The sequence below is a fragment of the Caballeronia sp. J97 genome, assembly GCF_905220305.1.
Taxonomy (GTDB): Bacteria; Pseudomonadota; Gammaproteobacteria; order Burkholderiales; family Burkholderiaceae; genus Caballeronia.
The window spans coordinates 418,149-435,075 of record NZ_CAJMZL010000002.1; the positions used below are offsets into that span (position 1 = coordinate 418,149).

Annotated in this window: 18 protein-coding genes; 13 read left to right on the forward strand and 5 right to left on the reverse strand. The window is 65.5% G+C overall.

What is annotated here, in order from left to right; all coding sequences use genetic code 11:
- Positions 1-128 precede the first annotated feature (128 nt).
- The 6 genes from U4Y90_RS06335 (at position 129) to U4Y90_RS06360 (ending at position 5,383) form a co-directional block, all read left to right on the forward strand.
- Positions 129-1,088 (forward strand): 4-hydroxyproline epimerase, encoded by a 960-nt coding sequence (locus U4Y90_RS06335; RefSeq protein WP_321793457.1) that lies wholly within the window; start codon positions 129-131, stop codon positions 1,086-1,088.
- Entirely contained in the window at positions 1,085-2,224 is a 1,140-nt protein-coding gene (locus U4Y90_RS06340; protein WP_321793334.1) for an NAD(P)/FAD-dependent oxidoreductase, read from the forward strand. The genes U4Y90_RS06335 and U4Y90_RS06340 overlap by 4 nt, the downstream gene beginning before the upstream one ends.
- Positions 2,217-2,465: a (2Fe-2S)-binding protein gene (locus U4Y90_RS06345; RefSeq protein ID WP_238216796.1), complete on the forward strand. Its 249-nt coding sequence runs from the start codon at positions 2,217-2,219 to the stop codon at positions 2,463-2,465. Before U4Y90_RS06340 ends, U4Y90_RS06345 begins: the two co-directional genes overlap by 8 nt.
- Positions 2,462-3,733 (forward strand): FAD/NAD(P)-binding oxidoreductase, encoded by a 1,272-nt coding sequence (locus tag U4Y90_RS06350; protein ID WP_321793338.1) that lies wholly within the window; start codon positions 2,462-2,464, stop codon positions 3,731-3,733. Before U4Y90_RS06345 ends, U4Y90_RS06350 begins: the two co-directional genes overlap by 4 nt.
- 85 nt (positions 3,734-3,818) lie before the next feature.
- The gene (locus tag U4Y90_RS06355; protein WP_321793340.1) at positions 3,819-4,625 is read left to right on the forward strand and encodes an AraC family transcriptional regulator; all 807 of its coding nucleotides are present in this window, start codon (positions 3,819-3,821) and stop codon (positions 4,623-4,625) included.
- A gap of 347 nt (positions 4,626-4,972) precedes the next feature.
- Entirely contained in the window at positions 4,973-5,383 is a 411-nt protein-coding gene (locus tag U4Y90_RS06360; RefSeq protein WP_321793459.1) for a response regulator, read from the forward strand.
- 52 nt (positions 5,384-5,435) lie between these two features.
- Here U4Y90_RS06360 and U4Y90_RS06365 read toward each other — a convergent pair whose 3' ends face one another.
- A complete protein-coding gene (locus U4Y90_RS06365) occupies positions 5,436-5,606 on the reverse strand; it encodes a hypothetical protein (protein WP_250477356.1) in 171 nt (56 codons plus the stop codon).
- Positions 5,607-5,755: 149 nt separating this feature from the next.
- On the opposite strand from U4Y90_RS06365, the gene U4Y90_RS06370 reads away from it, so the two are divergent.
- The 3 genes from U4Y90_RS06370 (at position 5,756) to U4Y90_RS06380 (ending at position 9,984) form a co-directional block, all read left to right on the forward strand.
- Positions 5,756-6,427 carry a glutathione S-transferase gene (locus U4Y90_RS06370; protein ID WP_321793461.1) on the forward strand — a complete coding sequence of 224 codons (672 nt, stop codon included), beginning with the start codon at positions 5,756-5,758 and terminating at the stop codon, positions 6,425-6,427.
- Between the two features lie 77 nt (positions 6,428-6,504).
- Entirely contained in the window at positions 6,505-8,142 is a 1,638-nt protein-coding gene (locus U4Y90_RS06375) for an ATP-dependent helicase (RefSeq protein WP_321793345.1), read from the forward strand.
- A 3-nt stretch (positions 8,143-8,145) separates the two neighbouring features.
- Complete coding sequence (locus U4Y90_RS06380) at positions 8,146-9,984, forward strand: hybrid sensor histidine kinase/response regulator (RefSeq protein ID WP_321793347.1); 1,839 nt, start codon at positions 8,146-8,148, stop codon at positions 9,982-9,984.
- Between the two features lie 9 nt (positions 9,985-9,993).
- Here U4Y90_RS06380 and U4Y90_RS06385 read toward each other — a convergent pair whose 3' ends face one another.
- The 4 genes from U4Y90_RS06385 to U4Y90_RS06400 form a co-directional block, all read right to left on the reverse strand.
- Positions 9,994-10,848 (reverse strand): helix-turn-helix domain-containing protein, encoded by an 855-nt coding sequence (locus U4Y90_RS06385; protein ID WP_321793349.1) that lies wholly within the window; start codon positions 10,846-10,848, stop codon positions 9,994-9,996.
- A gap of 224 nt (positions 10,849-11,072) precedes the next feature.
- Positions 11,073-11,342, reverse strand: coding sequence for a hypothetical protein (locus U4Y90_RS06390; RefSeq protein ID WP_321793351.1), 270 nt, complete (start codon positions 11,340-11,342; stop codon positions 11,073-11,075).
- Positions 11,343-11,764: 422 nt separating this feature from the next.
- On the reverse strand, positions 11,765-12,103 hold the full coding sequence (locus U4Y90_RS06395; RefSeq protein ID WP_321793353.1) for a hypothetical protein: 339 nt from the start codon (positions 12,101-12,103) through the stop codon (positions 11,765-11,767).
- Positions 12,097-12,612 carry a hypothetical protein gene (locus U4Y90_RS06400; RefSeq protein ID WP_321793354.1) on the reverse strand — a complete coding sequence of 172 codons (516 nt, stop codon included), beginning with the start codon at positions 12,610-12,612 and terminating at the stop codon, positions 12,097-12,099. The genes U4Y90_RS06395 and U4Y90_RS06400 overlap by 7 nt, the downstream gene beginning before the upstream one ends.
- Positions 12,613-12,829: 217 nt before the next feature.
- Here U4Y90_RS06400 and U4Y90_RS06405 point away from each other — a divergent pair, with 217 nt between their 5' ends.
- Genes U4Y90_RS06405 through U4Y90_RS06420 form a run of 4 tightly spaced genes read left to right on the forward strand, consistent with a single transcriptional unit; the run spans position 12,830 to position 16,926 of the window.
- Positions 12,830-13,591, forward strand: a complete 762-nt coding sequence (locus U4Y90_RS06405; RefSeq protein ID WP_321793356.1) for an SDR family NAD(P)-dependent oxidoreductase — start codon at positions 12,830-12,832, stop codon at positions 13,589-13,591.
- 21 nt (positions 13,592-13,612) lie between these two features.
- On the forward strand, positions 13,613-14,932 hold the full coding sequence (locus tag U4Y90_RS06410) for an MFS transporter (RefSeq protein ID WP_321793359.1): 1,320 nt from the start codon (positions 13,613-13,615) through the stop codon (positions 14,930-14,932).
- A gap of 21 nt (positions 14,933-14,953) precedes the next feature.
- Positions 14,954-16,132 (forward strand): L-rhamnonate dehydratase, encoded by a 1,179-nt coding sequence (gene rhmD, locus U4Y90_RS06415; RefSeq protein ID WP_321793361.1) that lies wholly within the window; start codon positions 14,954-14,956, stop codon positions 16,130-16,132.
- 11 nt (positions 16,133-16,143) lie between these two features.
- The gene (locus U4Y90_RS06420; protein WP_321793363.1) at positions 16,144-16,926 is read left to right on the forward strand and encodes an SDR family NAD(P)-dependent oxidoreductase; all 783 of its coding nucleotides are present in this window, start codon (positions 16,144-16,146) and stop codon (positions 16,924-16,926) included.
- Position 16,927: the final 1 nt, after the last annotated feature.

Sequence of the window (16,927 nt, forward strand, 5' to 3'; positions counted from 1 at the left end):
ATTTCGGCATAGCCTTTTCGTCGTGAAAGCGCTGCGCCGGGCGCCCGTCCAGCCGATCTTCGGCTATGCCGATATCGTCATCAAATCGATTCAGCCGCGTCAAGACGCTCGTCGCCCGCGTTTCTACGATAGGCGGCATGAAAACCATCGACATCATCGACTCGCATACGGGCGGCGAACCCACGCGCCTCGTCGTCGCGGGTGGCCCGGATCTGGGCAGCGGCACGCTCGCGCAACGGCTCGACGCGTTTCGCGCGCGCCACGATCACTGGCGTCGCGCCATCGTCACCGAGCCGCGCGGCTCGGACGTGATGGTCGGCGCGCTGCTGTGCGAGCCGGACGTGCCAGGAGCCGCGGCGGGCGTCATCTTCTTCAACAACGTCGGCTATCTCGGCATGTGCGGGCACGGCACGATCGGGCTCGTCGCGTCGCTCGCGCATGCGGGCCGGATCGCGCCGGGGCGGCATCGGATCGACACGCCCGTCGGTCCGGTCGACGCGACGCTGCATGCGAACGGCAGCGTGAGCGTGCGCAACGTGCCGGCGTATCGGCACCGGCGCGCGGTGCCGGTCGACGTGCCCGGCCACGGCACGCTCACCGGCGATGTCGCGTGGGGCGGCAACTGGTTCTTTCTCGTCGCGGATCACGGGCGCGATCTCGTGCCCGCGCGCATTGCCGAGCTGACCGCGTTCACCGAGGCGATCCGCGATGCGTTGCAGGCGCAAGGCATCACCGGGGCGGACGGCGCTTGCATCGACCATATCGAGCTGTTCGCGGATTCGCCCGTCGCGGGCGTCGATAGCCGCAATTTCGTGCTGTGCCCGGGCAGCGCTTACGATCGCTCGCCCTGCGGCACCGGAACCAGCGCCAAGCTCGCGTGCCTCGCGGCGGACGGCGCGCTCGCGCCGGGCGAAGTCTGGCGGCAGGAGAGCATCATCGGCAGCGTGTTCGAGGGCAGCTACGCGATCGACGGCGACACTCTCATCCCGACGATCACCGGCTACGCGCACGTCATGGGCGAAGGTCGCCTCGTGTTCGACGAGCGCGATCCGTTCATGCAAGGCATCGAGCTCGGCGCGCGCGCATGAAGGCGGATGTGATCGTGGTCGGCGGCGGCATCGTCGGGGCGGCGTGCGCAGCCGAGCTCGCCGCGTGCGGTCTGACGGTCGATGTGCTGGACGCGCACGGCATCGGCGGCGGTGCGACGGCGGCGGGCATGGGCCACATCGTGGTGATGAACGATTCGCCCGCCGAGTTCGCTTTGGCGCGTGCCTCGCGCGAATTGTGGCTCTCGCTCGGCCCGCGACTGCGCGCGCGCGATGCATTTTCGCGTTGCGGCACGCTCTGGATCGCCGACGACGATGAAGAACTCGATGCCGCCCGTGCGATGCGCGATGTATTCGCGACGGCGGGCGTGCGCGCGCACATGCTCGACCGCGCCGCGCTGCGGGAATCGGAGCCGGCGGTGAGCCACGCGATGCAAGGCGGCCTGCTGATCGACGACGATGCGATCGTCTACGCGCCCGCCGCCGCGCAGTGGCTGCTGACGAGTTCCGCGCGCATCCGCGTATCGACCGGTTGCGCGGTGCATGCGGTCGATGCCGACGGCACGCACGCGAGCGTGACGCTAGCCGATGGCGCGCGGCGCACGGCGTCTCATGTCGTCGTCGCCAACGGGCTCGCGGCGGCGGATCTGATCGCGGGCGTGCCGCTCGAAGCGAAGAAGGGGCATCTGCTCATCACCGATCGCTATCCGGGCACGATCCATCATCAGGTGCTGGAGCTCGGCTACATCAAGAGCGCGCATCACGCGCGCGGCACGTCGGTGGCGTTCAACGCACAGCCGCGTCCGACGGGGCAGGTGCTGATCGGCTCGTCGCGCCAATTCGGCACGCTCGATCCCGCCGTCGACATGAATGTGCTCGCCACGATGCTCGCGCGCGCCAGGCACTATCTGCCGGGCATCGGCGCGCTTCATGCGATTCGCGCGTGGACCGGTTTTCGCGCCGCCACGCCGGACGGCTTGCCGCTGATCGGACGGGCGCGTTTTCCGGACGACCGTCTGTGGCTCGCGACGGGTCACGAAGGGCTCGGCGTGACGACATCGCTCGGCACCGCGAAGCTCATCGCCGCGCAGATGCTCGGCGAACCGATCCCGTTCGATATGCCCGATGTCAACGCCTTCTCTCCGCGACGATTCGCGCAGGAGCACGCGGATGGCTGAGCGCGTGCGCGTGATCATCGACGGCGAGCCGCTTGCCGTGCCCGCGTTCACGACGGTCGCGGCCGCCATCGCGATGCGCGGGGTCGGCGGCACGCGGCGCTCCGTCACCGGCGAGCCGCGCGCCGCGTTGTGCGGCATGGGCGTGTGTCACGAATGCCGCGTGACGGTCGATGGCCGCGCGCATGTGCTCGGCTGTCAGACGCTGTGCCGCGACGGCCTCTCGATCGAGACGATGCGATGAACGTCGAACGAGTCGATATCGCGATCGTCGGCGCGGGGCCGGCGGGGACGAGCGCGGCGCGGATCGCGGCACGAGCGGGCGCGCGCGTCGCGCTCGTCGACGACAATCCGCGCGCCGGCGGCCAGATCTGGCGGCAAGGGCCGAACGTCGCGCCCGCTGCGCCACTGCGCCGATGGCTCGATGAAACGCGCTCGCATGCGAATCTCATCGTGATGAGCGCGGCGAAGGTCGCGGCAGCGCCAGGCGACAAACGGCTGTTGCTGGAACGCGAAGGCGCGCCGCTCGTGCTCGCGTATTCGAAGCTCATTCTCGCGACCGGCGCGCGCGAACGCTTTCTTCCCTTCGAAGGCTGGACCTTGCCCGGCGTGACGGGCGCGGGCGGCCTGCAGGCGCTCGTCAAGGGCGGCATGCCGGTGCGTGGCGAGCGCATCGTCGTGGCGGGCAGCGGACCGCTTTTGCTCGCCGCCGCCGATACCGCGCGCCGTCACGCGGGCCGGGTCGTCGCGGTGCTCGAACAGGCGCCGCGCGCGCGCGTCGCCCGGTTCGTCGCACTGCTGGCGTTGACGCCGGGCAAGCTGGCTCAAGCCGTCAGGCTCGGCGTCGCGGGTTATCGAACGGACAGCGTCGTCGTGAAAGCGCATGGGAAGGGGCGTGTGGAAGCAGTCACGGTTCGAACGCGCGGGCGCGACGAAACGCTGGAAGTGGATCGCATCGCCTGCGGCTATGGTCTCGTGCCGAACACGACGCTCGCGCTCGCACTCGGTTGCCGGATCGACGAGCGCGACGGCGCGATCCGCGTCGACGACGCGCAGCGAACTTCGCAGGAAGCTGTCTTCGCGGCGGGCGAATGCACGGGAATCGGCGGGATGGAGCTCGCGAGCGTCGAGGGCGCGATCGCGGCGCACGCGGCGCTCGGCGTCGTCATCGATGCGCGGCTCGTGCGTGAGCGCGATCGCTGGCGTGCGTTCGCGCGGCGGGTGGCGCGTGCGTTCGAACTCGGCGTCGACGCGCGCGCGATGCCATCGCCGGACACCTTGCTGTGCCGCTGCGAAGATGTGTCGATCGGCGATGTCGCCGCGCATGCGGACTGGCGCGACGCCAAGCTTCACACGCGTTGCGGCATGGGGCCGTGCCAGGGGCGCGTCTGCGGCGAGGCGGCATCGGTCTACTTCGGGTGGCCGCGCGCGGCGGGGCGCCCGCCGATGGCGCCCGTGCGCATCGACACGTTGATCGAAGCGGGTCGGCGCACGGAAACGCCCGCTTCATAGTGGGGCCAGTGCCAATTTTGTCCGCGTGCGCGCGCTCCTATAATCGGTCGCCTGATTCATTCGAGCGCAAAACAATCTCATCCGCATGACGCACACGGCGCCCATCGCACCCCCTCCGGCATCGACGCTCTCCGACATGCTCGCGCATTTCGCGCTGCTTGCGCCGGTATTCGACGCAATGCCCGACATCGTGTTCTTCGTCAAGGATCGCGACGCGCGCTACGCGATGGTCAATCGCACGCTCGCGCGCCGCTGCGGCCACAAGGACGACAAATCGGCGCTCCTCGGCAAGACCGCGGAGGATGTGTTCCCGCGCCGCTTCGGGCGCATCTACACGGCGCAGGATCAGGCGATCATCGCGCAGGGCCATCAACTGATCGATCAGCTCGAACTGCATCTGTATCCCGGACGCGAGCCGGGCTGGTGCATGACCTGCAAGCAGCCGCTGCACGATACGCAGGGAAATATCGTCGGACTGGCGGGCATTTCGCGCGATCTGCAAGCGGCCGAAGGCACGCATCCGGCGTACAGCCGGCTTGCGGCGGTCGTGCAGCACATCCAGGAAAACTATGTTCAGCCGCTCAACATGCGGCAGCTCGCGCAGATGGCGAACATGTCGATCGCCCAACTGGAGCGGTACTTCCACAAGGTCTTTCATCTGACGCCGCGCCAGGTGCTGTTGAAAACGCGGCTGGACGCGGCCACCGCGCTGCTCGTGTCGCGCGAGAAAGTCACCGATGTCGCTGCGCTCTGCGGCTATACCGATCACAGCGCCTTCACGCGCCAGTTCAAGGCGACCGTGGGCATTACCCCGAGCGAATATCGGGCGCTGCTCCAGGCGGGCGCCGCGGGCGTGTCGCGCCCCGATTCCAGCCGGGAAGCAAACGTCTGACGGGAAATCGGGGCACGGCTGGTGCCGGAATTACACGGTCGTGCGGGCGCATCGTGACTTCTCGAGGCGTGCATCGGCCGTCACGCCTGCGCAATGCGGCATTCCCGTACATGGTGCAAGTCGGTCCGGTTTTTGCTCCTATGAGCACGCCGCGACCGGGCAAAATTTGCATCGGAGCGGCTAAAAACCGCGAGGCGTTCCGCACCGGCGCACACGCGGCATAAATAACGGTGCGTTCGGAATTCCCGCCGCGTTTTCGTGTCAGTCAATGCACGCGACAGCGTGCGCGGCGGCGACAGTTGGAGACCGACGCGAGAATTCCGTTTTTGGCAGCAGAAAAGAACATCATGAACGAAGTGGCAAGACTGGGGCATATGCGGATCGTGCTCATCGAAGACGATCCCGAGAGCAGAGCATCGCTGCAGATGTTGCTGGAGGAAGAAGGTGCCGAAGTGGTCGCCGTAGCCGACGCCGAAGACGGCGCGCAAGCGGCGATCGAGCATCTTCCCGATGCGGTGATCTGTGACCTCGACCTACCCGAGATGGACGGTTTCTATCTCATCCAGCGTTTGCGGGATCACGAAATACGCGGCAATCTGCCGCCTTCGGTCGCGATCGCGCTGACAGGGCATGGCGGCGACGAGTACCGATTACGCAGCATCGGCGAGGGTTTCCAGCATTTCATGACGAAGCCCGTGCACCCCGACGAACTCGTGACGCTCATTCAGGACGCGGCCGGCGCACGTGTGGTGATCTGACTGACGCGAGATGTCGATATTTCGGGCCGCCGGCGAACGGCGGCCCGGGACGCTATGACCGGTCGCGGTTGCGCGCCCGTGTGGCCCCCGTAATGACGGCAATGCCGAGCATGATGACTGCGACGATCATGATCGTGTGCTGCGCGACGTGCATCGCGACGAGCGCCCACGACACGCCGCCGATCAGAATCAGCCATCCTACGAGGTAAATGATCAACGTCATCGACTTCTCCTTTTTCGTTGTGTGCTAGAAATCGTTGCGTGGCCCTTCTGAAAGGGCCTTATCCCTTCGACGCCCGGGCACGCATAAGTTCACCAGATGCAAGGGGCGTACCGCGGGTGGCATCGCCGAACATGAACAAGAGCCGAAGCATGCTGACCGTCCATCACCTCAACAATTCCCGCTCGCAGCGCGTGCTCTGGATGCTGGAAGAGCTCGGCGTCGAATACGAGCTCAGGCGTTATCAGCGCGACCCGCGCACCATGCTCGCGCCGCCCGAGTTGCGGGCGGTGCATCCGCTCGGCAAATCGCCGGTCGTCACCGACGACGGTCTCACGCTCGCCGAGTCGGGCGCGATCATCGAATATCTCGTCGACCGATACGGCGACGGACGTTTCGCGCCGCCGCCCGGCGCGTCGCCCGAACGCGTGCGCTATAACTACTGGATGCACTATGCGGAAGGCTCCGCGATGCCGCCGCTCTTGCTCAAGCTTGTCGCGCGGCGGCTGGAGAGCGCGAAGATGCCGTTCTTCGCGAAGCCGATCGCGCGGCGCATCGCGCAGACGATGCAAAACAGTTTCATCGATCCGCAATTGCGGCTGCACTTCGGCTATATCGACGCGGAACTCGCGAAGTCGCCGTGGTTCGCGGGCGATGCGTTCAGCGCCGCCGACATCCAGATGAGCTTTCCGCTCGAAACCGCCAGCGCTCGCGCCGGCGCGAAGTCGATGCCGCATATCCGCGCGTTTCTCGAACGAATCCACGCGCGTCCGGCCTACCAGCGCGCGCTCGAGCGCGGCGGGCGATACGACTACGCGAGCTAGCCATTCGGCCGACTGCCGGCACGCGAGGCGCGTTGCGTACAATGACTCGCACGCAACCACTCAGCCAAAGGCGACGCATGGCCCGAATCGTTCCCGACGACTGGAAGAATCTCGAAGCGACCGGCGCGGCGGCGCGCGAACTCGAAACGCTCGCGCTCCTCGAGACGCTGCCCGACGACTACACGGTCTATCACGGCGTGCACTGGACGCGCGTCAACGAAGGCTTTTCGGTGTTCGGCGAAGCGGATTTCGTCGTGGTCGCGCCGTCGGGGCGCGTGCTGATGATCGAGCAGAAGGCGGGTTTCCTGCGCGAGACCGGACAGGGTCTCGTGAAGGTCTATCTGCAGAAGGAGCGCAACGTCGCCATCCAGCTCGCGCGCACGCTGGAGAATCTGCATCGGCGATTCACGGCGGCATTCGGCGCGGGCACCTACCGGATCGAGGAACTGCTGTATTGCCCCGATTACACGGTGAAGAACGCGGCGATCGCGGGTGTTTCGCCCGCGCGCATCGTCGATGCGAGCCGCAAGTCCCGGCTCGCGCGCGTCGTGCTGGACATTCTGCCGCCCGACGAGCCGCGCTTCGAATCGGCGGCGCGCATTCATCATTTTCTCGCCGACGAGCTCTCGCTCACGCCCGATACCAATGCGCTCGTCGGCGCGGCGAACACGCTCGTCACGCGCCTGTCGGGCGGGCTTGCAACGTGGGCGCGCCGGCTCGAATTCGAACCGTTTCGCCTGCGCGTGATTGCGACCGCAGGCGCGGGCAAGACGCAACTCGCGGTGCGCGTGATGCGCGACGCGCTGGCGCGGGGCAAGAGCGTGCTCTACGTGTGCTTCAACCGGCCGCTCGCCGACCATATCCGTTCGATCGCGCCGAAAGAGGCGAAGATCGCGAACTACCACCAATTGAGCGCGGCCGTCGCGCGCGATGCGGGCAGTCCGCCCGACTTCAGTCAGCCCGATGTCTTCGCGACGCTCGAAGAGCGCTTTGCCGCCGTGCCCGTGCCCGAGCACTGGAAGACGGATGTGCTGATCGTCGACGAGGGTCAGGACTTCCAGGCGGCGTGGGTCGATGCGCTCGAACGCCTGCTGAATCCGGACGGCGCGTGGTGGTGGCTCGAAGATCCGATGCAGAACCTCTATCTGCGCGAGCCGGTGCCGCTGCCGGGCTGGACGATCCTGCGCGAAACGACCAACTATCGCAGCCCGCGCGATCTGCTGGGCTTCATCCGCAAGATCGTCGGGCCGGACGTGCGGCTCGACGCGGGCAGTCCCTTCGACGGCTCGGACGTGAGCGTGTCGACCTACGAGGACGGGCATCCCGAGGAGATCATCGAGGCGACCAAGCGCGCCATCACGCACGCGCTGTCGCTCGGATTCCGCAAGCAGGACATCGCGGTGCTGTCGTTCCGGGGCCGCGAAGGTTCGGCGCTCACCGCCGTCGATCAACTCGGCCCTCACCGGCTGCGCGCCTTCACCGGAACGTACGATCTCTTCGGCAACCCGGAGTATCGCGAGGGCGATGTGCTGCTCGAATCGATCTATCGCTTCAAGGGGCAGTCGGCGCCGTGCGTGATCCTCACGGAAGTCGATTTCGAAGCGCTCGACGAACAGGCCGCGCGCAAGATTTTCGTCGGCGCGACCCGGGCGACGATGAAGCTGATCGTGGTCGCATCCGAACGCGCGGCCCGGGCAATCGAAGCGTTGCAGTAGCGGATGGCCGTCATCAGCACCGAACCGTCCCTGCGCGCGTACGCCGCGCGACCGTGGCTTCGCCGTCTCTGGTATGCGGCGTTGATCGCGCTCGCGGTCGCGCCGCCCATCGGCGCGGTCGGCTACATGTTGTACTCGGGGCTGCTCGCGCGCGAGACGCACAGGCTCGTCGTGCCCTACGACGTCTACTGGGACGCCGCGCAGCTTCAGGTGGCCTATGAGCGCTTCGAAAATCAGGTGCTGCTGTACCGCAACGGCATCGACGAGGACGCGGACGCCGTGCGCACGAGCTATCGGCTGCTGCGCGCGCGGCTTGCGCAGGTATCGGAGTCGGCGGCGGTCTCGGAGGGGCGCGAGGCGTTGCTCAATCGGCAGCGCGAAATTTTGCGTCAATTGCAGACGGCGCTCGATTCCATCCAGGGAAACGTGGAAGGGCTCGAGGTCGAACATCAGCACACCTTGCGCGTGATCGGCGTGTTGCGCCAGAACGCGGCGGTCGTCGCGGAACTGGCCGGAGGGCGGCGGCTCATGGATGTCGCCGAGCGCGAGGCGATCGTGCGCGACGTCGAGGCGAAGCGCCGCTACCTGATCTACGGCGGCATTCTGCTCGGGCTGCTGTCCGCGGCGGCGACGATCTTGCTGCTGCTCAACGGCTACCGGCGCACACGGCTGATCGAGCAGCAGCGCGCGGCGCTCGCGGCGGAGTATCAGGCGACGCGCGCGGCGCGCGAGGCCGGCGTCGCGAAGGACACCTTTCTCGGCATGATCAGCCACGAGTTGCGCACGCCGTTGCACGCGATCGTCTCGTCGGTCGAGTTGCTCGGACTGAACGCGCGCGGCGATGCAGACCGCAAGATCATGCAACGTCTGGAAGCGGGCGCGCGCCATCTCGAAGCGCAGATGCGCGATCTGACCGATTACGCGCGGCTCGGCGCGGGCAAGCTCGAACTTCGGATGGCCGTGTTCGATCCGGTGGAACTGCTCGAATCCATCGTCGATGCGAACACGCCCGCCGCGAGCGCGAAGGCGCTGGCCTTGCGCGGCGACTATGTGGGCGAGCGCGGGCCGATCGAATCCGACCCGCATCGGGTGCGGCAGATCGTGACGAATCTCGTGACCAACGCGATCAAGTACACCGAAGCCGGTTCCATCGACGTGCATTTCGCGCGTACGGAAAAGAGCCTCGATATTTCCGTGGTCGATACGGGGCCGGGCATTGCGCGTGAGCAGTTGCCGCTCATCTTCCAGGAATTCACGCAACTCGATTCATCGAGCACGCGGCGTTTCGACGGCGCCGGGATGGGCCTCGCGGTCGTGCGCGGGCTCGTCGATCTGCTCGGCGGGAAGATCGAGGTATCGAGCGAAGTGGGACAGGGCGCCGCGTTTCGCGTGAGCTTGCCCGCGGTATCCGCGGATCAGGCGCCCGAGCGCGAACAGGAAGGTGACGCGCCGGGGTTGCGCAAGTCGCGCGTACTCGTGATCGACGACCACGAGTCGATCCGCGATTCGCTGATCGAGATGCTCACCCATCTCGGCTATTACGCCGTCGCCGTGCCGGACGTCGACAGCGCGCTCGCGTGGCTGCGCGTGAACGACGCCGACGTGATCCTCGCCGACCTGCACATGCCGGGCAAGGACGGCTACTCGTTCGCAAATGAATATCGCGCGCGCAGCGCGCCGGGCGCGAGCGTGCCGATCATCGCGGTGAGCGCGTATGCGCCCGAACTGGTCGATCCGAGCGCGGCGGTGCTGTTCTTCGACTATCTGCTGAAGCCGGTGCGATACGAAGTGCTGAAGGGCGCCGTGCACCGCGCGGTGTCGGTGCGCCGGCGCGTGGCGTAGGGCTCGCGGCTAGCTGCGCATCAGCCGCTTCGAAAGATCGGCGACGAGGATGCCCAGGCGCGCGGGCTTCTCGAAACAGGTGACGTTGTAGTCGCGGATCACCTGGCTGATTTCCGATTCACTGGCCTTGCCCGTGGTCAATTCGCCCGTGAGCACGAAAACCGGCGCGTCCGGATTGTCCGACTCGCGCACCGCGCGGATCGCGTCCGCCGACGTATGCATGCCGAACAGCCAGTCGATCACGACGGCGTCGAACACCTGCATCTGCAGCGATTCCAGGAACGCGTCGAGGCCATAGAACGCCATCGCCGTGAAGCCGGTGGCTTCGAGATAGTCGTGCAGGTTGTCGGCGGAAGCGTGGTCGTCGTCGACCACGGCGATGACCGGCTTGTCGATGTCGGGGCGGCGCGGCTGGATCTCGATCTTGTGGACGTCGCTGGCCTCGTGCAGCAGCACGCCTTCATGCTTCGTGACGATCCAGCGATTGTTGAGCTTCTGCGCGATGAAATCCGGACGGCTGCCCGCGTCGAGCGCGTTGCCGACCCACGCCATGCAGGGAATTTCCACCGAACCGAGCTTGAGCACGGCGTCGTGCGCGGTGCCTTCGGTTTCGTCGGGGCGCGTGTTGATCGAATCGAAGAGCTTGAGCGCGGGTTCGTCGAAGGCGTCGGCGACGCGGCGAATCTGCGCGAGCGTCCACGGACTGTTGCCGCGCAGCTTGCGATGGCCCTGCGAGAAACTCAGGTCGAGAATGCGGCACAACTCGGCGGTTTGCTGCCGCTTTCCGATGCCATGGCGGCCCATGAGCTCGCGCACGCGTTCCGCGACGGCGAGGGATTCCGAGGAAGACGTTTCAGTGACCATACAGCCAGTCGGATGCGTGAGAGTGAGACTGCGAAGCGTGTTCGGCGCGGGCCGGGCAGCGTGTGCGCAGTCGATCCGATATTGTAAATGGCGCGGGTGCGCGCACTCAAAATGCTTCGTCAGAACACACGCAACGCGCTGATCTTATTGACGAAGTGCCCGCGTTGCCGTTCGCTGGCACGCACTCGTCGAAGCGTCGTTCCCGATTTCGAAAGACCGCTTCCTCACGCCAGCGCCGATACGCGTTCGCGCGCCGGCCTGGATGCAGCAGGGATTTCGTCGAGCAAGGTCGAAAGCTGGCTCTCGGCGTCGCGTCCGCTGAATTCACGCAAGGTCGCGAGCAAGGTGCGCCACGGTGCAGGCCAGCGCGTTTCGCGTACGCAATGACCGTTGGCGTCGGTTATACGAAGCAGGGTGGTGTCGGGGAAATAGGTCAATGTGACGGGCAATCCGTCGAGAACGCAGGTTGCGGTGCAGGCTTTCGGAGTAAACATGCTTTTTGAGTTGAATGGACGTCTTGATTGACGGCCGAAGCCAATAGCAACGCTCGTGCCTGAACGACGGACGGACCGTCGCGTCAGATCGACTCAAAAAAGCGTTCGCGATTGTTGAACGGAGTATTGTGAATTTTCACGACAATTAGCGGTTTTATGCACGATGCACTGCGATGCTTCATCGAATGGAGGTCGCCGTGCTCGTCGCTGCTTTTCTTATCTGCCCGATAGGCGTAGCAGGGCTTTTTGCGTTCGCTCTTTTCGCGGACCGACATTTTCGGAGTTCGGTGGTCACTCAAGACGGCCGCTTCGGTGAAACAAGCGCAGTGCTGGCCAGATACCCGCTCGCGACTCGAAATTCCTTAATTTCCATCGAGAAATCTTGATTTTCGACGCGATTCGCGCCGTCTCATCGAGAAAACCTAATTTCCCGACGTCGTCGTGTGGTTTGCGAACGCTTCGCGTGCCTCCTCCTCGATGCGATCGAGCACCGCGCGATGAACGTGCTGATATTGCTTTCTGCGATGCACCGACGACACGCCTTTGTTCGACTGAACCATGCGGATCAGCGCCGAACGATCCTTTCGCGGCAGATCGAATTCATCGTTCAATTGTGCGAACGCGGCGTCGTAGCCCTGTAACCAGGCGATCTCCCGCGGAATTTCCTCGCGCACGGCCTCCTTCACCATCGCGTGCAGAAAGGCCACTTCGCGATCCGCATTGAAGAACCGGTAGGCGCGGCTCGAAGGCGCGCTCAGCACGAGCGGCTCCATATCGACGCGACGGTAAATTCCATAAACGCGTCACCGGACGCGAAAACGCCGTCAGCACGGCGTGATACGCCGGAAGATTGCGCTCCATCACCGCCGACACCGGAATGACCGTATCCGCGCCGAGCATCCCGGAGCGCGCGAGCACATGCTGAATGAGAAATCGGTGCAGGCGGCCGTTGCCGTCGAAGATAGACATCCGCCGGAAAGAGATCGACATAGCCGCCGCGAACGGTCGCGCCGGCATCGAGTTCCTTGCCGGTCAGCCATTCCCACAAAAAACAGGCACGACGGATCCGCTCGCCGGTCGGCGTCGCGCGCAAGCGGGCGATGAGTTCCTCCGGCTCGATATGCTCGAATGCGGCGTCGATGACTTCGAGATTGACGCCTTCGTGGCGAAGCGCGAACTCCAGATGACCGACAGGCGTATCGTCGAAGGCCACGCTGTTCGGAAAAAGAATCTGGCTCCCGATGAGACGGGCATAACCGATCGCCGTCATCGAGATTTCATAACGGTTATCGAGAAATCATAACTTCACGCACGATTCGACAGATTTTATCGAGAAATCTTAACGCTCGGCCGTTCGACCGGCCCAGTCGATCCGCTTTTGCTATCGAACGATCGCCCTTTCGAATTGTTGCGCTATTGGCGCGGGACTATAGTGCCTCTCACGGCATGACAACCCAACGCCACGAACAACGAAAGGAGACGAATCCATGAACCGTATCGACCTTGCGAATCGCGTCGTGATCATTACGGGCGGCGCGCGCGGCATCGGCCTCGCGGTGGCGCAGCGCGCGCTGGAATCCGGCGCCGATGTGTCGCTCTGGGATGTCGACGGCGAGCGGCTCGCGCGCACGAGCGCCGAGCTCGCGGCGAAGTACAAGGAGCGCAAGGTCAGCGACGCGGTCGTCGAGCTGACCGAGGAGTCGTCCGTCGACGCCGCCGTGAAGAAGTCCCTCGCCGCGCACGGCAGGGTCGACGTCCTCGTCAACAACGCGGGCATCACCGGCGGCAACGGCGCGACCTGGGAACTGGCCCCCGACGTCTGGCGCCGCGTGATCGACGTCAATCTGGTCGGGCCGTATCTGACGTGCCGCGCCGTCGTGCCGCACATGCTGAAGGCGGGTTACGGGCGCATCGTCAATATCGCGTCGATCGCGGGCAAGGAAGGCAATCCGAACGCGTCGCACTACAGCGCGTCGAAGGCGGGTTTGATCGGGCTGACCAAATCGCTCGGCAAGGAACTGGCGGGCAAGAACATTCTCGTGAACGCCGTCACGCCGGCCGCCGCCAAAACCGAAATCTTCGATTCGATGTCGCAGCAGCACATCGACTACATGCTCTCCAAGATCCCGATGAACCGCTTCCTGATGCCGGAGGAAGCCGCGTCGCTGATCCTCTGGCTCTCGTCGGAAGACTGCGCGTTCAGCACCGGCGCGGTATTCGATCTGTCGGGCGGACGCGCGACGTACTGATCGCGCCATCGGGAGAGTCACATGAACCATTCCGCACAGTCGGAAGGCGCTGTCACGTCGCGTGTGATGCGCCGGCTTCTTCCGTTTCTGCTGCTGATGTACGTGCTCGCGTTTCTGGATCGCGCGAATATCGGATTCGCGCAGAGGGCGCTGCAGCAGGACACCGGACTGACCAACGCCGCGTTCGCCTTCGGCGCGGGCGTGTTTTTCGTCGGCTATGCGATCTTCGAGGTGCCGAGCAATCTGCTGTTGCATCGCGTCGGGGCGAAGCTGTGGATGTGCCGCATCATGGTGACATGGGGTCTCGTCTCCGCGGCGATGGCCTTCGCGCATAGCCCCGCGACGTTCTACACCCTGCGCTTTTTGCTTGGCGTGGCGGAGGCGGGCTTCTTTCCAGGCATCGTCTATTACCTGACGCGGTGGTTTCCGCAATCGTCGCGCGCGCGTGCGCTCGGCGTGTTCTACTTCGGCGCGCCGCTCGCGTTCATCTTCGGCGCGCCGCTGTCCGGGCTGCTGCTCGACCTGCACGGCGCATTCGGTCTCAACGGCTGGCAATGGCTCTTTCTGGTCGAAGGGCTGCTCGCGTCGATCGTCGGCGCATGGGCATTCTGGTATCTCGACGACGATCCCGCGAAAGCCCGATGGCTCACGCAGGAACAGCGCACGCTGCTCGTCGCCCGCCTCGACGACGATGCGCGCGTCGCTTCGTCGCACGGTCCGCGCAGTGTGCTCGCGTCGCTCGTCGATCCGCGCGTGCTCGTGCTGTGCTGCGTCTACTTCCTGATTCAGGCGGCGGTGTACGGCGTCGTCTTCTATCTGCCGCAACAGGTGTCGGCGTTGCTCGGCACGAAGGTCGGCTTTCGCGTCGGGCTCGTGACGGCGCTGCCGTGGGTCGCCGCCGTGATCGTCACGTGGATCGTGCCGCGTTACGCCGATCGCACCGGCAGGCATCGCGTGTGCGCGGTGGCGCTGCTCGTGATGTCGGGCGTCGCGATCGCGGTCTCGGGCATCGCGCTCTCGCCGGCCGTCTCGCTCATCGCGCTGTGCTGTGCCGCGAGCGGCTTCATCGCCGCACAGCCGCTCTTCTGGACTTTCCCGACGCGTTATCTCACCGGCGCGGCCGCCGCGGCGGGCATCGCGCTCATCAATTCGCTGGGCGGACTCGGCGGGTTCTTCGCGCCGATGGCCCGCACCGCCGCCGAAACCGCGTTTCATTCGACGAGCGCGGGGCTCATGGTGCTGGCGGGGGCGAGCGTGCTCGCGGCGCTCGTCATCCTCGCGCTGCTGCGTGTGCCCGAACGTCATCCGATTACGCGCGGCGAAACCGCCGGCGCATCCTGAGCAGAAGAAGGAGTCAACGACATGTCCATGCCGACCATCAAGCAAGTGCGCGCCTTCACCGTTCGCGGCGGCGGCGCCGACTATCACGACCAAGGCGCCGATCACTGGATCGACGACCACATCGCGACGCCGATGGCGCGCTATCCCGAATACCGCGCGAGCCGCCAGTCGTTCGGGCTGAACGTGCTCGGCTCGCTCGTCGTCGAGATCGAGGCGAGCGACGGCACTGTCGGTTTCGCGGTGACGACCGGCGGCGAGATCGGCGCGTTCATCGTCGAGAAGCATCTGGCGCGCTTCCTCGAAGGGCAGCGCGTGACCGATATCGAAAAGATGTGGGATCAGATGTACAACGCGACGCTCTACTACGGCCGCAAGGGCATCGTGCTGAACGCGATTTCGGGCGTCGATCTCGCGCTGTGGGACTTGCTCGCGAAGGTGCGCAAGGAGCCGGTGTTCCATCTGCTCGGCGGGCCGGTGCGCGACGAGCTTCAGTTCTACGCGACCGGCGCGCGTCCGGATCTCGCGAAGGAGATGGGCTTCATCGGCGGCAAGATGCCTTTGCAGCACGGCCCGGCGGAAGGCGAGGAAGGGCTCGCGAAAAATATCGCCAAGCTCGCCGACATGCGCGCGAAAGTGGGCGACGATTTCTGGCTGATGTTCGACTGCTGGATGAGCCTCGACCTGAACTACGCGAAGCGCCTCGCGAACGCGGCGCGCGAGCACGGCCTGAAGTGGATCGAGGAAGCGCTGCCTCCCGACGACTACTGGGGCTATGCCGAACTGCGCCGTTCCGTGCCCGGCGGCATGATGGTCACGACCGGCGAGCACGAAGCGACGCGCTGGGGCTTTCGCATGCTGTTCGAGATGGGCTGCGCGGATCTCGTGCAGCCGGATGTCGGCTGGTGCGGCGGCATCACGGAGCTCATCAAGATTTCGGCGCTCGCGGACGCGCACAACGTGCTCGTCGTGCCGCACGGATCGTCGGTGTACAGCTATCACTTCGTCGTGACGCGCCACAATTCACCGTTCGCGGAATTTCTGATGATGGCGCCCAAGGCCGACCAGGTCGTACCGATGTTCACGCCCTTGCTGCTCGACGAGCCCGTGCCGGTCAACGGCCGCATGAAGGTGCCGGAGACGCCGGGATTCGGCGTGCGGCTGAACCCGGAATGCGCGTTGACGCGGCCCTACACACATTGAAGAGGCTTCTCATGCTGCTGGAAAACAAGGTCGTCGTGGTGACGGGCGGCTCGCGCGGCATCGGCCGTGCGATCGCGCTCGCGAGCGCGCGCGAAGGCGCCGATGTCGCGATCAACTACTGGGGCGACAACGACAAATCCTACGGGAAGGGCTCTGCGGTGGAATCGATCGTCGGCGAGATCGAGGCGCTCGGGCGGCGCGCGATCGCGGTCGAAGGCGACGTGGCCGAGCGTGATACCGGCATCGAGCTGATCAGGCGCACGGTCGAGGCTTTCGGCCACGTCGACGTGCTGTCGAGCAACGCGGGCATCTGTCCGTTTCACGCGTTTCTCGACATGCCGCCTTCCGTCTACGAAACCACGGTCGCCGTGAATCTGAACGGCGCGTTCTATGTGACGCAGGCCGCCGCGAACCAGATGAAGGCGCAGGGCACGGGCGGCGCGATCGTCGCGACGAGTTCGATCAGCGCGCTCGTCGGCGGCGGCATGCAGACGCATTACACGCCGACCAAGGCGGGCGTTCATTCGCTGATGCAATCCTGCGCGATCGCGCTCGGGGCCTACGGCATTCGCTGCAATTCGGTGATGCCCGGCACGATCGCGACGGACCTCAACGCCGACGACCTGTCTGACACGGAAAAGCGCGCCTACATGGAAAAGCGCATCCCGCTGGGGCGTCTCGGCGAACCCGACGATGTCGCGCAGTGCGTCGTGTTTCTCGCGTCGGATCGCGCGCGCTACGTGACGGGCGCGTCGCTGCTCGTCGATGGCGGGCTCTTCGTCAACCTTCAATAGC

Excerpts from the sequence above, each read along its gene's own strand:
- U4Y90_RS06340 (WP_321793334.1), top strand. The coding sequence starts at position 1,085 with ATGAAGGCGGATGTGATCGTGGTCGGCGGCGGCATCGTCGGGGCGGCG.
- U4Y90_RS06345 (WP_238216796.1), top strand. The coding sequence starts at position 2,217 with ATGGCTGAGCGCGTGCGCGTGATCATCGACGGCGAGCCGCTTGCCGTG.
- U4Y90_RS06350 (WP_321793338.1), top strand. The coding sequence starts at position 2,462 with ATGAACGTCGAACGAGTCGATATCGCGATCGTCGGCGCGGGGCCGGCG.
- U4Y90_RS06355 (WP_321793340.1), top strand. The coding sequence starts at position 3,819 with ATGACGCACACGGCGCCCATCGCACCCCCTCCGGCATCGACGCTCTCC.
- U4Y90_RS06360 (WP_321793459.1), top strand. The coding sequence starts at position 4,973 with ATGAACGAAGTGGCAAGACTGGGGCATATGCGGATCGTGCTCATCGAA.
- U4Y90_RS06365 (WP_250477356.1), bottom strand. The coding sequence starts at position 5,606 with ATGACGTTGATCATTTACCTCGTAGGATGGCTGATTCTGATCGGCGGC.
- U4Y90_RS06370 (WP_321793461.1), top strand. The coding sequence starts at position 5,756 with ATGCTGACCGTCCATCACCTCAACAATTCCCGCTCGCAGCGCGTGCTC.
- U4Y90_RS06375 (WP_321793345.1), top strand. The coding sequence starts at position 6,505 with ATGGCCCGAATCGTTCCCGACGACTGGAAGAATCTCGAAGCGACCGGC.
- U4Y90_RS06380 (WP_321793347.1), top strand. The coding sequence starts at position 8,146 with ATGGCCGTCATCAGCACCGAACCGTCCCTGCGCGCGTACGCCGCGCGA.
- U4Y90_RS06385 (WP_321793349.1), bottom strand. The coding sequence starts at position 10,848 with ATGGTCACTGAAACGTCTTCCTCGGAATCCCTCGCCGTCGCGGAACGC.
- U4Y90_RS06390 (WP_321793351.1), bottom strand. The coding sequence starts at position 11,342 with ATGTTTACTCCGAAAGCCTGCACCGCAACCTGCGTTCTCGACGGATTG.
- U4Y90_RS06400 (WP_321793354.1), bottom strand. The coding sequence starts at position 12,612 with ATGACGGCGATCGGTTATGCCCGTCTCATCGGGAGCCAGATTCTTTTT.
- U4Y90_RS06405 (WP_321793356.1), top strand. The coding sequence starts at position 12,830 with ATGAACCGTATCGACCTTGCGAATCGCGTCGTGATCATTACGGGCGGC.
- U4Y90_RS06410 (WP_321793359.1), top strand. The coding sequence starts at position 13,613 with ATGAACCATTCCGCACAGTCGGAAGGCGCTGTCACGTCGCGTGTGATG.
- rhmD (WP_321793361.1), top strand. The coding sequence starts at position 14,954 with ATGTCCATGCCGACCATCAAGCAAGTGCGCGCCTTCACCGTTCGCGGC.
- U4Y90_RS06420 (WP_321793363.1), top strand. The coding sequence starts at position 16,144 with ATGCTGCTGGAAAACAAGGTCGTCGTGGTGACGGGCGGCTCGCGCGGC.